Source organism: Streptomyces sp. MUM 2J (assembly GCF_022414535.1).
Classification (GTDB): Bacteria; Actinomycetota; Actinomycetes; order Streptomycetales; family Streptomycetaceae; genus Streptomyces.
This window is the reverse complement of sequence record NZ_JADWYM010000003.1, coordinates 243,592-257,851: the sequence shown is the minus strand read 5'-3', so window position 1 is coordinate 257,851 and position 14,260 is coordinate 243,592. Positions and strand designations below refer to the sequence as shown.

Sequence of the window (14,260 nt, the reverse complement as noted above, 5' to 3'; positions counted from 1 at the left end):
CCGTTTCAAACCGGGGCCGACCGTCCCGTTCGGGCGGTACCCCTGCCGCTCACCGCTGCCGGTGCGTCAGTTGTCGGAGCGCGACGGCAGGGTGAGGCGCGCCGCGCGGCGCTCGCCGTCCAGTGCCCTGAGCGCCGGCGCGAGGGAGCCGGCGCGCAGTTCCGATTCATCCCGTCGGCGCCTCGCGCGGCGCGACCGCCCCCCCCCGGGCCGGTCCCCGGTCCACCGCGGCCCGCGCGTCGACGGCCCTGCCCCGGCGGTTCGGGTGCCCTCGCCCGGTCGGTCCACCCGTGCGGTCGGCCCGCCGCTGCGGGAAGCCGCCCGGCCGGCCCTCGGCGCCGTTGCCTGTGCCGCGGTGTGCCGAATCCCGGGAGCGAACCCAGGGGCGCCGATCGGGCTCCCGTCCGGTTCTCGCCGTCCGGTGGGGTCCGGGGCGGCCCGATCGTGTGCAATGCCCGGCCCGTGGTGCCTCGTAAGCCGGAGACCAGGGACGGGTCATGTGACGATCAAGGTCTGGTTAACGTCGCTGAAACTCCGGCGAACTAGCCTGCGCATCCACGCCACCAGGGGTTTTTCTTTCCTGATCGCGCTGAATCGCGCCATCTGTCTGTGTGTGACACCTGTCCCCGTCGCGGTGGCTGCGGCAGCCGGGCCCCGCACGGTCCGGAGCGAGGATGTGAGGTGGGACGTGCAACTGACCCCGCACGAGCAGGAGAGGCTGCTGATCCATGTGGCGGCCGACGTGGCCGAGAAGCGCCGGGCCCGCGGGCTGAAGCTCAACCACCCCGAGACGGTCGCCCTCATCACGTCGCACATCCTTGAGGGCGCCCGTGACGGCCGCACCGTCGCCGAGCTGATGTCCTCCGGGCGCAAGCTCCTCACCAGGGGCGATGTCATGGAGGGCGTCCCCGAGATGATCCATGACGTCCAGGTCGAGGCGACCTTCCCCGACGGCACCAAGCTCGTCACCGTCCACGACCCGATCGTCTGAGGAGGCCCCGATGATCCCCGGAGAGTTCCTCTTCGCCGACGGCCCGATCACCTGCAACGAGGGCCGCGAGGTCACCCGGCTCACCGTCCTCAACGCCGCCGACCGGCCCGTCCAGGTGGGTTCCCACTACCACTTCGCCGAGGCCAACCCGGGTCTGGAGTTCGACCGCGCCGCGGCGCACGGCAAGCGGCTGGACGTCGCGGCCGGCACCGCGGTGCGCTTCGAGCCCGGGATCCCCGTCGACGTCGAACTCGTCGCGCTGGCGGGAGCCCGCATCGTGCCCGGGCTGCGCGGCCGGACCGGAGGTGCCCTCGATGCATGAGGTCTCACGCGCCGCGTACGCCGACCTGTTCGGCCCGACCACCGGCGACCGCATCAGGCTCGCCGACACCGACCTGCTGGTCGAGATCGAGGAGGACCGCAGCGGCGGGCCCGGCCGGGCCGGCGACGAGGCGGTCTTCGGAGGCGGCAAGGTCATCCGCGAGTCCATGGGGCAGTCGCGCGCCACCCGCGCCGAGGGCGCCCCCGACACGGTCGTCACCGGGGCGGTGATCATCGACCACTGGGGGATCGTCAAGGCCGACGTGGGCGTCCGCGACGGGCGCATCACCGGCATCGGCAAGGCGGGCAACCCCGACACCATGGACGGGGTCCACCCGGACCTGGTGATCGGCCCGGAGACGGAGGTCGTCGCCGGGAACGGGCGGATCCTCACCGCCGGCGCGATCGACGCCCATGTGCACTTCATCTGCCCGCAGATCGCCGACGAGGCGCTGGCATCCGGCATCACGACCCTCGTCGGCGGCGGCACCGGGCCCGCCGAGGGCTCGAAGGCCACGACCGTGACCCCGGGCCCCTGGCACATCGCGCGGATGTTCGAGGCGATGGAGCAGTACCCGCTCAACATCGGCCTCCTGGGCAAGGGCAACACCGTCTCGCACGAGGCGATGCTCTCCCAGATCCGTGGCGGTGCCCTCGGGCTGAAACTGCACGAGGACTGGGGGTCCACGCCGGCCGTCATCGACGCGGCACTGACGGTGGCGGACCGGACCGGCGTCCAGGTCGCCATCCACACCGACACGCTGAACGAGGCCGGGTTCGTGCAGGACACCCTCGCCGCGATCGCCGGCCGGGGCATCCACGCCTACCACACCGAGGGCGCGGGCGGCGGACACGCGCCGGACATCATGACCGTCGTCTCCCAGGCACATGTGCTGCCCAGTTCCACGAACCCGACACGGCCCTTCACCGTCAACACGGCCGAGGAACACCTCGACATGCTGATGGTGTGCCACCACCTGAACCCCGCGGTCCCCGAGGACCTGGCGTTCGCCGAGTCGCGGATCCGGCCGTCGACGATCGGGGCCGAGGACATCCTGCACGACCTGGGGGCGATCTCCGTCATCTCCTCCGACTCCCAGGCCATGGGGCGGGTCGGCGAGGTCGTCCTGCGGACCTGGCAGACCGCCCACGTCATGAAGCGGCGCCGGGGCGCGCTGCCCGGCGACGGGCGGGCGGACAACCTGCGTGTACGGCGCTACGTCGCCAAGTACACGATCAACCCCGCGCTCGCCCAGGGGCTGGCCCGGGAGATCGGGTCCGTGGAGAGCGGCAAGGTCGCCGACCTGGTGCTGTGGGAACCGGCGTTCTTCGGGGTCAAGCCACACCTCGTGCTCAAGGGCGGGCAGATCGCCTATGCGCAGATGGGTGACGCGAACGCCTCCATCCCGACACCGCAGCCGATCCTGCCGCGGCCGATGTACGGGGCGATCGGGCGGGCTCCCGCGGCGAACTCGTTCAACTTCGTCGCCCCGGCCGCGATCGAGGACGGGCTGCCGGAGCGTCTGCCGCTCGGGAAGCGCTTCGTCACCATCGAGTCGACGCGGAAGCTCACCAAGGCCGACATGCGCCAGAACGACGCGCGGCCCGAGGTGCGCGTCGATCCCGACAGCTTCGCCGTGTACATCGACGGCGAACTGGTGGAGACGGAACCGGCGGTGGAACTGCCGATGGCGCAGCGCTACTTCCTCTTCTGAGGACGGGAGCGGGTCTTTCCGATGTCACGAGCAGCACTACTGGTCCTGGCCGACGGCCGGTTCCCCGCCGGCGGGCACGCGCACTCCGGCGGGGCCGAGGAGGCGGTCAAGGCCGGCCGGATCACCGGGGCCCCGAGCCTGGAGGACTTCTGCCGGGGGCGGTTGCACACGGCAGGGCTGGTCGCGGCCTCGCTCGCCGCGGCGGCGGCCCTCGGTGTCCCGGCGGCGGAACTGGACGCGGCGGCGGACGCCCGGACACCCTCGCCCGCGCTGCGGCTCGCCGCACGGCGGCTCGGGCGCCAGCTGATGAGGGCCGCGCGCGCCACCTGGCCGTCGGACGAACTCGACGCGCTCGCCCGGGAGTTCCCCAAGGGCGCACACCAGCCGGTCGTGCTCGGCGCCGCCGCGCGGTCGGCGGGGCTGGGCGCGGACGACGCGGCGCACTGCGCGGCGTACGAGAGCGTGAGCGGGGCGACGACGGCGACGGTCCGGCTGCTGGGTCTCGACCCCTTCGAGGCGACCGCGGTGCTGGCCCGGCTGGCCCCGGAGGCCGACCACGTGGTGGACCTCGCCGTGGAGGCGGCGGCCCTGGCGCAGGAGCAGGGGGCCGGGGTGCTCCCCGCGGCGTCGGCGCCGCTGCTGGAGATCGGGGCGGAGCTGCACGCGGGGTGGGCGGTGCGGCTGTTCGCGTCGTAGGGCCGCCCGGCCCCGTGCCCGCCCGGCCCCGTGCCCACCCGAACCGCCGGGTGCGTGCCGCACCGCCCCCTGCCGTCCCCTCCCCCCACCTACGGAAAGGATCACCTCCGATGCACCTCGACCACACCCACGACGGTCCCGGTGCCGTCAGCGCCGACGCCCGGCGGGCCGACGGGAGCCGGAGGGCTCTGCGGATCGGCCTCGGCGGACCGGTCGGATCAGGGAAGACGGCGACCGTCGCGGCACTGTGCCGGGCGCTGCGGGACGAGTGGTCGCTGGCCGTCGTCACCAACGACATCTACACACGGGAGGACGCGGAGTTCCTGCTGAAGGAGGCCGTGCTGCCGCCGGAGCGGATCAGCGCGGTGGAGACGGGAGCCTGCCCGCACACCGCGATCCGGGACGACATCTCGGCCAACCTGGAGGCGGTGGAGGACCTGGAGGACGAGGTCGGACCACTGGATCTCGTCCTCGTGGAGTCCGGCGGCGACAACCTCACCGCCACCTTCTCCAAGGGTCTCGTCGACGCGCAGGTCTTCGTGATCGACGTGGCCGGCGGGGACGACATCCCACGCAAGGGCGGCCCGGGGGTGACCACCGCCGACCTGCTCGTCGTCAACAAGACCGACCTCGCTCCCCACGTCGGCTCCGACCTCGACCGCATGGCCGCGGACGCCGAGGCGCAGCGCGGCGCCCTGCCGGTGGTCCTGCAGTCGCTCCGGAGCGAGCGGGGCGTCGCGGACGTCGCCGACTGGGTACGGGCGCAGCTGACCGCGTGGACGGCGTGAGCACCGTGGACGGCGGTGTGCGGGCCCGCGCGCGGATCGTCGCCCGGAGGGACGGCAGGGGTGGCACGTCCCTGCCGGTGCTGGAGAGCGACGGCCCGCTCGCGCTGCGCCGGACCCGCGGGAGCGACGCGGAGGCGCGGGTCGTGCTCGTCGGCGCGATGAGCGGCCCCCTCGGCGGGGACCGGTTCGGCGTCGACGCGCAGGCGGAGGAAGGCGCCCGGCTGCGCGTGCAGTCGGCCGCCGCCACGATCGCCCTGCCCGGGCAGAACAAGGGCGAGGCGCACTACGACGTGCGGGTGCGCGTCGCCGGCCGGGCGGAGCTGACCTGGTTGCCCGAGCCGCTCATCTCCGCGGGCGGGAGCGATCTCCGCGTCCGCACCGAGGTCGACGTCGCGGCCACGGGGCGGCTGGTGCTGCGCGAGGAGCAGGTGCTCGGCCGGGCCGGTGAGGAACCCGGTCGGCTCTCCAGCCGTCTCGCCGTGCGGGTCGGCGGCCACGCCGTCCTCGACCAGGAGCTGGCGTGCGGGCCGGGCGCGCCGGGTGGCTGGGACGGCCCCGCCGTGCTGGCCGGACACCGCGCCGTTGGCCAACTGGTGCTCGTCAGGCCCGAGTTCCAGGAGGACCCGGTCAGCCCCCGACGCATCGGCGATGCCTGCGTCGTCGTCCCGCTGGCCGGTCCCGCGGCGCTGGTCAGCGCCGTGGCGGTGGACGGGCTACGGCTGCGGCGGGCCCTGGACGAGGCCCTCGCGGCGCTGGGCTGACGTCCGCTGAGCAGACACCCGTCTCCGGTCGCCGGACCGGCGAAGAGGAACCGCAGGGTCCGTCCCCAGCCGACCCCACGGCAGCACCGAGGGGCGGGCGGGGGTCCCGGCCGCCCCTCCGTACCGGTGGCTCAGCTCATCGGCATCCGCGGGAACCTGCGCTCCTTCTCCGTGTCCGCCAGCCCGGCCTTGACGTCGGCCGCGTACCGGTCGACGTACTCCTGCTCGGAGAGCGACAGGATCGCGTACATGATCTCGTCGGTGACGGCCCGCAGAATCGCCTTCTCGTTCTCCATGCCGGCGTAGCGGGAGAAGTCGAGGGGCTTGCCGAAACGGATGACGACGGGGCGGAGGTTCGGGACGAGCTTGCCGGGCGGTTGCGCCTCGAACGTGCCGATCATCGCGCAGGGGACGACGGGGACCTGGGCCTTCAGTGCCATGATCGCGACTCCGACCTTGCCCTTGTACAGACGGCCGTCGTGCGAGCGCGTGCCCTCCGGATAGATGCCGAGCAGTTCACCCTTGCGCAGCACCCCGAGGCCCTCGCGGATCGCCGCGCGCCCGGCCTCCTTCCCGGAGCGGTCGACGGGGATCTGCCCGGCGCTGCGGAAGAACGTCGCGACCAGCCGGCCCTTGAGGCCCGAGCCGGTGAAGTACTCCGCCTTCGCGAGGAAGGTGATCCGGCGCTTGAGCATGGCGGGCATCAGGAAGTGGTCGGAGAACGACAGATGGTTGCCCGCGACGATGGCCGGTCCCGACTCGGGTACACGGTCCAGCCCCTCGATCCGCGGGCGGAAGAGCAGTCGCAGCAGCGGTCCCAACAGAACGTATTTCAACAGGTAGTAGAACAAGGGGGTCGCTCCTCACTCGGGCGGATCGGCAGAGCCGCCGCGTCCTCGCAGGTCAACCGGCCTGTCATGGGGTGCCAGTGTAGGGGGAGTCGGCGCAGTTGGGGATGGCTGCGGCACCAGCCAACCGCTACCCACGGGTAGTCATCAACCCCGGCAGCCCAGCCTGGCGCGATCTCTCCCACTGGTCACAGCCGCACGATCACCAGGGCCGTGTCGTCGGTCGCACCGCCGGGCGGCAGCAACTCCGTCAGCACCGCGTCGGCGAGGGCCTCGGGATCGGCCGACCGGTGCCGGCGCAGGGAGTCGGCCAGACGGCCCAGGCCGACGTCGATGTCCTCGTGCCGGCGCTCGATCAGCCCGTCGGTGTACAGCGTGAGCGTGGCGCCCTCGCCGTAGCCGGTGGTGGCCTGGACGCGGGGTATCGGGTTCGGGTGGGCGTCCAGCGGCGTGTCGGTCGCCTGGTCGAGGAACTCCACCCGGCCGTCGGCGTGCACGAGGATCGGCGGCGGGTGGCCGGCGCTGCTGTAGGCGATGGTGTGGTCGTCGAAGTCGATGAACGTGGTGACCGCGGTCGCCGACTCGGCGCCGTCGACGACGTGCGCGTACCGGCCCACCACGTCCAGGGCCTGCGCGGGGCCCGCGGCGACCCGGGACGCGGCGCTGAGCGCGCTGCGCAGCTGGCCCATGACGCAGGAGGCCTCCAGGCCGTGCCCGACCACGTCGCCGACCGACACGCCGAGACGGTTGCCGTCGACCAGGTCGACCAGGTCGTACCAGTCCCCGCACACGTTGAGCGCTCCGACCGCCGGCCGGTAGCGCACCGCGGTCCGCCGGTGGCGTACCTGCCGGCGGGTCGGCAGCATCGCCTCCTGCAGGGCCAGCGCCACCTCGCGCTCGCGGGCATGGGCCCGGCGCAGCCGCTCGTTGAGCTCCTGGAGTTCACGGGCGCGCGTGTACAGCTCGGCCTCCAGGTGCCGCGGTCGGTCGGTGCCCGGCCTGCCGCGGGCCCGGATCAGCTCGGTGACCTCCTCCACCCGGTTCACCAGCAGCTGCACCGTGCCGTCCGGGCCGCGCACCGGGGCGTTGACCGGGCTCCAGTAGCGCTCCTCCCAGTCGCCGGGGCTCTCGGTGTGTTCGAGGTCGTAGCGTTGCAGGGCCATGGTGTCGCGTTCCCCGGTGGCCAGCACCCGCTGCAGGGAGGCCTGCAGGTTGCGTCTGCCGGTGGCCGACGGGTCGTTGGGGTTGTCCGGGAAGACGTCGAAGAGGTGGTGGCCGACGACCTCCTCGCGGCGGCGGCCGGTGGTGCGCAGGAAGTCCTCGTTGACGTCGGTGAACACCAGGTCGGGCGTCAGGAGCGCGACCATGCCGGGCAGGGCCTGGAACACCGCCTGGTAGTCGATTGGCGTATCACTCATGGCCCACGTCCCATTCACTGCTTTCGTGCCATTTTGTCAGGTGGTCGGATGTGGGGGACGGTCACGCCCGGCACCTGTCAGCGACTGTTCGGCCCAGAGGATCTTCCCGTCGGGGACGAAGCGCGTGCCCCAGCGCTGGGTGAACTGCGAGACCAGCAGCAGCCCGCGCCCGCCCTCGTCGGTGGTACGGGGATGGCGCAGATGGGGTGCGGTGGCACCGGCGTCGAAGACCTCGCAGACCAGGCTCCGTTCCCGGATCAGCCGCAGCCGGATCGGGCCGCCGGTGTACCGGATGGCGTTGGTGACCAGCTCGCTGACGACCAGCTCCGTGGGGAACGCCAGCTCGTCCAGCCCCCACTCGGCCAGCTGCCGCACCGCGGTCCTGCGGGCGTCGGCGACCATGGCGGGATCGTGCGCCAGTTCCCAGGTGGCGACCTGGTGCGCGCCCAGCCGCCGGGTGCGGGCCATCAGCAGTGCCACGTCGTCGTGCGGACGCGACGGCACCAGCCCTTCGACGACGGCCCGGCAGTTCAGCTCCAGCGACTCGGCCCGGCGTCCCAGCGCCCGTCCCAGCCGCTCCCGGTCCGCATCCACGGCCCACCGTTCACCGCGCGCCAGCAGCCCGTCGGTGTGCAGGGCCAGCGTGCTTCCCTCCGCCAGGTCCAGCTCGACCGACTCGAACGGCGGACCGCCCACGCCCAGGGCCGGGCCCTGCGGCAGCTCCACGAACGTCACCGCGCCGTCCGGCGCGATCAGCGCGGGCGCCGGATGACCCGCGGCGGCCATGCCGCACCGCCCGTCGACCGGGTCGTAGACGACGTACACACAGCACGATCCGACCGCCTGGGCGTCGGTGCCCGCGGCGTCCGGCCGCACACCCTCCTCCCAGGCCGTGCTGGAGACCAGGTCGTCGAGGTGCGCCAGCACCTCCTCGGGCGGCAGATCCAGCGCGGCCAGCGTGCGCACGGCCGTCCGCAGCCGGCCCATCGCCGCCGCCGCGCCGATGCCGTGGCCCGGCACCTCGCCCACCACCAGGGCGACCCGCGCCCCCGACAGCGGGATCAGGTCGTACCAGTCGCCGCCCAGGCCGATCAGTTCGTCGGCCGGCCGGTAGCAGGCGGCGGCTTCCACCGCCTCCAGCTCGGGAAGCCGGTGGGGCAGGAGGTTGTGCTGGAGCACCAGGGCGGCGTCCCGCTCGCGGGTGTAGCGGCGTGCGTTGTCCATGCAGACCGCCGCGCGGGCTACCAGGTCCTCCGCGAGACCCAGGTCCTCCTCGTCGAAGGGTTCCTGTCGGCGGCGCCGGAAGAACGTGGTCACGCCCAGCGTCACGCCCCGCGCCCGGATCGGCACGATCATCGCGCTGTGCAGGCCCAGCTCCAGGAAGGTCGCCCCACGGCCGGCGGGTATGTGCGTCGCCCACCTCCGGGCCGGTGGGTCGAGCCTCTCCTTGCGCCAGGACCGCCCCGAGACCAGGGCACGGACCGGCGGGGAGCCCGGCCGGTACGACGCCACGTCGCCGATGCCGACCAGCGCCTCGGGCACGTCCGGGTGCACCGACTGCTGACCCGCCCGGCGCAGCGGTACCGTCTCGGTGGCGCCCGGGGCCTCCGCGCCGTGCAGCACGCAGTCCAGCAGGTCGACGGTGACGAAGTCCGCGAACTCGGGCACCGCCACCTCGGCCAGTTCCTGCGCGGTGTGCGTGACGTCCAGGGTGCGGCCGAGCTGCTCACCGGCCCGGTCCAGCAACGCGAGACGGCAGCGGGCGCGGTACCGGTCGGTGATGTCGACGACGGTGTAGTACACACCCATCGGCTGGCCGTGGTCGTCGTCGAGCCGGGTGAACGACATCATGTGCGCGGTCTCCCGGTGCGGCGCGGACCGCACCCGCCCCAGGTGCTCGTAGCCGACGACCGGTTCGCCGGTCGCCAGCACGCGGTGCATCTGCGCCTCGATCCCCTCGGCGTCCAGGCCGGGCTGCACCTCCCGCAGGCGCCGGCCCAGCCGCTGAGCGGGCGGTCCGCCGCCGAAGCGCGCCAGTGCCGGGTTGGACCACACGTACCGCAGGTCGGTGTCGACGACCGCGATGCCGACCGGGGATCCGGCCACCATCTGCTCCAGTACCCGGCGGCTCATGTCCCAGCCGGGCGCCCCGCCCATCTCCGACAGCAGCACCAGGCAGCGTGCGGGGCCACCGGTGTCCAGCGCCGAAGTGATCCTCGCCATCACGCGCAGCGCGCCGCCGTCCCGGCGGCGCACGGTGAGCAGCCCGGCCCAGCCGCCGCCGGCGCGGCACCGCTCGACCAGCTCCGGGACGCGTGCCGCGTCCCCGTCGGCCAGCAGGTCGGCGAAGGCGCGGCCGACCGCGTCGGCCGGGCCGTATCCGAGCAGGCGCGCGGCGTCCCCGGTCCACGCGGCCACCGCGCCCCGTTCGTCCAGCAGCAGGGGCGCGGCATCCGCCACGTCGAACCACCGGCGGACCACGTTCTGCTCGTCGAATGCGCCCACGGCGGACCTCTCTGTCGCTGAGAGTGGTCTACCACCACTTGTCCCCATCTTCACCCCGCGCGATCCGGAGCGCGGATCGCGTCCACCGGCCCGAAGCCGCCACGGCGGGGCCCGGCGCCGGTCACGGCGGGTGACGAGACGGCCCGGGAACGCGTCGGGGGACCCCCTACGGGCAGCGGGGGCGGAGGGCGGCGCGGAGGAGCCCGGGGAGCGGAGGAGCCGAGGGGCCGGGCGAGCGGGGCGGCGCGGGTGCGGGAGGAGCGGCGCTCCCCGCCCGGTCGGCAGCGTGGTCCTCGGCGCCGCTCTCGCCGGTCCCGCAGACCGCCGCCCCGGTGGCCGTCAGGCTCCCCGCGCCAGGACCTTCTCCAGGGACCCGAGCGCCGACTCCAGCTCCGCCCCGGTGATGGTCAGCGGCGGGGCCAGCCGGATGGTGGAGCCATGGGTGTCCTTGACCAGGACGCCCTCGCGCATCAGCCGTTCACTGATCTCACGGCCGGTGCCGATGGCCGGGTCGATGTCCACGCCCGCCCACAGCCCGCGGGCGCGGAAGTCGACGACACCACGGCCCACGAGAGCCTTCAGCCCGCCGCGCAGCACCACACCCAGTTCCGCGGCGCGGCGCTGGTACTCGCCCGACTCCAGCAGCCCCACCACGGCCGACCCCACCGCGGCGGCCAGCGGGTTGCCGCCGAAGGTCGACCCGTGCTGGCCCGGATGCAGCACGGACAGCACCTCGCGGCGCGCGACCACCGCGGAGACCGGCACGATGCCGCCGCCGAGCGCCTTGCCGAGCAGCAGGACGTCCGGCACGACCCCCTCGTGCTCGACGGCGAGGGTGCGGCCGGTGCGGCCCAGTCCCGACTGGATCTCGTCCGCGATCAGCAGGCAGCCCGCCCTGCGGGTCAGCTCCCGGACGCCGGCCAGGTAGCCGTCGTCCGGGATGATCACGCCCGCCTCGCCCTGGATCGGCTCCAGCAGCACCGCGGCCGTGGTCTCGTCGACCGCCGCCTCCAGGGCCGCCAGGTCGTTGTACGGCACGATCCGGAACCCCGGGGTGAAGGGGCCGAAGCCGTCCCGCGCCGCCTCGTCCGTGGAGAAGCTGACGATCGTCGTCGTCCGGCCGTGGAAGTTCTCCGCCGCGACCACGATCGTCGCCCGGTCGGCGGGGACGCCCTTGACGTCGTACGCCCACTTGCGGGCCACCTTGATGCCGCTCTCCACGGCCTCCGCGCCGGTGTTCATCGGCAGCATCATGTCCAGGCCGGTCAGGGCGACCAGCCGCTCGGCGAACTCCGCCAGCTGGTCGTTGTGGAACGCGCGCGAGGTGAGCGTGAGCCGGTCCAGCTGGCGGTGGGCGGCCTCGATCAGCACGGGATGGCGGTGGCCGAAGTTCAGTGCCGAGTAGCCGGCCAGCATGTCGAGGTACCGGCGGCCCTCCACGTCCTCGACCCAGGTCCCCTCGGCACGCGCCACGACCACGGGCAGCGGGTGGTAGTTGTGCGCGAGGACCGGCTCCTCCGCACGGATCAGGTCGGCGGACGAGCGGGCGCGGGCGGGTGCGGTCATGAGCGGATCTCCTGGGTGCAGCACTTGATGCCGCCGCCGGCCTTGAGGAATTCGGACAGGTCGACGGGGACGGGGACGTAGCCATGGGCGTCGAGACGGGTGGCGAGTGCCTCGGCCTGCGGGGCGATGAAGACGTGGCGGCCGTCGGACACGGAGTTCAGCCCGAAGGCGAGCGCGTCCTCACGGGTGGCGAGCACCGCGTCCGGGTACAGCCGCTCCAGGACCTCCCGGCTGCCCGGGGAGAACGCCTCCGGGTAGTAGGCGATGTTGCCCTCGCCCTCGTCCTCCAGTACGAACAGGGCCGTGTCCAGGTGGTAGAAGCGCGGGTCCACCAGCGTCAGGCTGACCACCGGATGGCCGAAGAACTCCTGCGCCTCCCGATGCGCGTCGCGGGTCGTGCGGAAACCGGTTCCGGCCAGCACGTACCGGCCCGTCCAGACCAGGTCCCCCTCGCCCTCGCAGACGTTCTCGGGCCGGTACACGTCGTAGCCCGCCGTCTTGAACCACGTCTCGTAGTGCGTCGACTCCGGACGCCGCTCGGGCGCGTGGAACAGCGAGCCGAAGACACGGCCCGCGACCACGACCGCCGAGTTGGCGGCGAACACCATGTCGGGCAGGCCGGGCACCGGCTCCACCGCGGCGACGTCGTGGCCGTGCGCCCGGTAGGCACGGATCAGCGCCTGCCACTGCTCCTGGGCGAGGTCGACGTCGACGGGGGTGTCGGGATGCATCCAGGGATTGATCGCGTACTGCACACCGAAATGTCTGGGTTCACAGACGAGGAAACGCCGTCGGCGCGGCACACGGCTGTCGGTCACAGAGGGTTGCCTCCGCTTCCTGATGTCGACTGGGATTGACACAAAGGTAGGAAGTGACCGAGACGGGCGACAAGAAACAATGGCTGCGTGTTGACGCACCAACGCTGCGTCTTGGCGCTGCTCAGCGCACGTCTGCTGCGCTCTGCGGCGCGGGCTGGCTGGCGCCCGCCTCCGGACTCTCCGGGATGAGATGGGACAGCACCATCACGCTGATCGTCTTCCGGATGAACGGCTCGGTACGGATCCGCTCCAGCACCTCCTCGAAGTGTCCCACGTCCCTCGCCCGCACGTGCAGCAGTGCGTCGGCGCCCCCGGTCACGGTCATCGCCGCGGTGATCTCCGGATGGTTGCGCACCACCTCCGCCAGCCGCCGCGGCGGCGCCGCCCCCTCGCAGTACACCTCGACGTAGGCCTCCGTGCGCCACCCCAGGGCGGACGGCCGCACCGTCGCGGTGAACCCGGTGATCACCCCTGTGTCCCGCAACCGGTCCACACGCCGTTTCACAGCCGTCGAGGAGAGTCCGATCGCCGTACCGATCTCGGCGAAGCTCGTGCGGGCGTTCGCCATCAGGGCAGTGATGATCTTCCGGTCGAGCTCGTCGAACGGGGCGGTCCTGCTGTTCATGCGGGCACTGTATCCAGCGCACATCCTGCGGGAACGGCAGCGGCATGCGCATGTCCAGCGCCGCTGATTGCTCCTACACTCACGGTTCATGCTGCGCGCCCTCGCCGTCGACGACGAACGCCCCTCGCTGGAGGAACTCCTCTACCTGCTGAGCGCCGACCCGCGGATCGCCGGCGCGGAGGGTGCCGACGACGCCACCGCGGCACTGCGCCGCATCAACCGGGCCCTGGAGTCCGGCCCGGGCGGGCCCGACGCCGTCGACGTCGTCTTCCTCGACATCCAGATGCCCGGCCTGGACGGCCTCGACCTGGCCCGGTTGCTCTCCGGGTTCGCCCATCCCCCGCTCGTCGTGTTCGTCACCGCCCACGAGGACTTCGCCGTGCAGGCGTTCGACCTCAAGGCCGTCGACTACCTCCTCAAACCCGTCCGCAAGGAGCGTCTCGCCGAGGCCGTCCGGCGCGCCGCCGAACTGCGCGGCACCACGTCCCGCATCCCCGTGCACGAACCCGACCCCGACCACATGCCGGTCGAACTCGGCGGCGTGACCCGATTCGTCGCCGTCGACGACATCACCCACGTCGAGGCGCGGGGCGACTACGCCCGCCTGCACACCGACAAGGGCAGCCACCTCGTCCGCATCCCGCTGTCCACCCTGGAGGACCGGTGGCGCGCCCGCGGCTTCGTCCGCATCCACCGCCGCCACCTCGTCGCCCTGCGCCACATCGGCGAGCTCCGCCTGGACGCCGGCACCGTCAGCGTCGTCGTCGGTGGCGAGGAGCTCCAGGTCAGCCGTCGCCACGCGCGCGAACTGCGGGACCTGCTGATGAGGAGGACCTGACCGTGCCGCAGGACCGCACCGAGCGCCGTGTCGTCGTCACCGGCCCGCCCCGGCACACCCGTGGCACCCTCGGGCCGTACCGCCCACGCACCGAGATCGACGAGCAGACCACCCTCGGCCACACCTACGTCCGCTCCCTGATGCGCACCCAACTGCGCGCCGCCCTCGCCGCCCTGGCCGTCCTCGGGCTGCTCGTCGGCCCGTTGCCGCTGCTCTTCGCGGCCATGCCCGGCACCCGCCGCCTGGAATGGGCCGTCCTCGGCTTCTGCCTGTACGCGCCGCTCGTCCTGCTGGGCCTCTGGTACGTCCGCCGCGCCGAGCGCAACGAGCGGGACCTCGTACGCCTGGTCGAGGACGGATGAGCCCCACC

14 protein-coding genes are annotated in these 14,260 nt (G+C 73.1%); 8 read left to right on the top strand and 6 right to left on the bottom strand.

The window, feature by feature from the left end; translation table 11 throughout:
- Positions 1-688: 688 nt before the first annotated feature.
- From I3F54_RS04675 to I3F54_RS04650, 6 genes are all read left to right on the top strand, one after another.
- Entirely contained in the window at positions 689-991 is a 303-nt protein-coding gene (locus I3F54_RS04675; protein ID WP_240117288.1) for an urease subunit gamma, read from the top strand.
- Between the two features lie 10 nt (positions 992-1,001).
- Positions 1,002-1,313, top strand: coding sequence for an urease subunit beta (locus tag I3F54_RS04670; protein ID WP_240117287.1), 312 nt, complete (start codon positions 1,002-1,004; stop codon positions 1,311-1,313).
- The gene (locus tag I3F54_RS04665) at positions 1,306-3,027 is read left to right on the top strand and encodes an urease subunit alpha (RefSeq protein ID WP_240117286.1); all 1,722 of its coding nucleotides are present in this window, start codon (positions 1,306-1,308) and stop codon (positions 3,025-3,027) included. Before I3F54_RS04670 ends, I3F54_RS04665 begins: the two co-directional genes overlap by 8 nt.
- Before the next feature lie 21 nt (positions 3,028-3,048).
- Positions 3,049-3,723: an urease accessory protein UreF gene (locus I3F54_RS04660; protein WP_240117285.1), complete on the top strand. Its 675-nt coding sequence runs from the start codon at positions 3,049-3,051 to the stop codon at positions 3,721-3,723.
- Positions 3,724-3,833: 110 nt separating this feature from the next.
- Positions 3,834-4,511: an urease accessory protein UreG gene (ureG, locus tag I3F54_RS04655; protein ID WP_240117284.1), complete on the top strand. Its 678-nt coding sequence runs from the start codon at positions 3,834-3,836 to the stop codon at positions 4,509-4,511.
- Positions 4,499-5,272 (top strand): urease accessory protein UreD, encoded by a 774-nt coding sequence (locus I3F54_RS04650; RefSeq protein WP_240117283.1) that lies wholly within the window; start codon positions 4,499-4,501, stop codon positions 5,270-5,272. Before ureG ends, I3F54_RS04650 begins: the two co-directional genes overlap by 13 nt.
- A gap of 131 nt (positions 5,273-5,403) precedes the next feature.
- On the opposite strand, the gene I3F54_RS04645 is transcribed toward I3F54_RS04650, so the two are convergent.
- The 6 genes from I3F54_RS04645 to I3F54_RS04620 form a co-directional block, all read right to left on the bottom strand.
- Positions 5,404-6,123 carry a 1-acyl-sn-glycerol-3-phosphate acyltransferase gene (locus I3F54_RS04645; protein ID WP_240117282.1) on the bottom strand — a complete coding sequence of 240 codons (720 nt, stop codon included), beginning with the start codon at positions 6,121-6,123 and terminating at the stop codon, positions 5,404-5,406.
- A 185-nt stretch (positions 6,124-6,308) separates the two neighbouring features.
- Complete coding sequence (locus I3F54_RS04640; protein WP_240117281.1) at positions 6,309-7,538, bottom strand: PP2C family protein-serine/threonine phosphatase; 1,230 nt, start codon at positions 7,536-7,538, stop codon at positions 6,309-6,311.
- Positions 7,539-7,574: 36 nt separating this feature from the next.
- Complete coding sequence (locus I3F54_RS04635) at positions 7,575-10,043, bottom strand: SpoIIE family protein phosphatase (protein WP_240117280.1); 2,469 nt, start codon at positions 10,041-10,043, stop codon at positions 7,575-7,577.
- A 339-nt stretch (positions 10,044-10,382) separates the two neighbouring features.
- Entirely contained in the window at positions 10,383-11,609 is a 1,227-nt protein-coding gene (gene rocD, locus I3F54_RS04630) for an ornithine--oxo-acid transaminase (RefSeq protein WP_240117279.1), read from the bottom strand.
- Positions 11,606-12,427: a dimethylargininase gene (gene ddaH / locus I3F54_RS04625; protein WP_240117278.1), complete on the bottom strand. Its 822-nt coding sequence runs from the start codon at positions 12,425-12,427 to the stop codon at positions 11,606-11,608. The genes rocD and ddaH overlap by 4 nt, the downstream gene beginning before the upstream one ends.
- Positions 12,428-12,548: 121 nt before the next feature.
- Entirely contained in the window at positions 12,549-13,052 is a 504-nt protein-coding gene (locus I3F54_RS04620) for an Lrp/AsnC family transcriptional regulator (protein WP_240117277.1), read from the bottom strand.
- An 88-nt stretch (positions 13,053-13,140) separates the two neighbouring features.
- Between I3F54_RS04620 and I3F54_RS04615 the strand changes: the two genes are divergently transcribed.
- Both I3F54_RS04615 and I3F54_RS04610 read left to right on the top strand, forming a co-directional pair.
- A complete protein-coding gene (locus tag I3F54_RS04615; protein ID WP_240117276.1) occupies positions 13,141-13,890 on the top strand; it encodes a LytTR family DNA-binding domain-containing protein in 750 nt (249 codons plus the stop codon).
- The gene (locus tag I3F54_RS04610) at positions 13,887-14,252 is read left to right on the top strand and encodes a hypothetical protein (RefSeq protein WP_275675720.1); all 366 of its coding nucleotides are present in this window, start codon (positions 13,887-13,889) and stop codon (positions 14,250-14,252) included. Before I3F54_RS04615 ends, I3F54_RS04610 begins: the two co-directional genes overlap by 4 nt.
- The last annotated feature ends 8 nt before the right edge of the window (positions 14,253-14,260 follow it).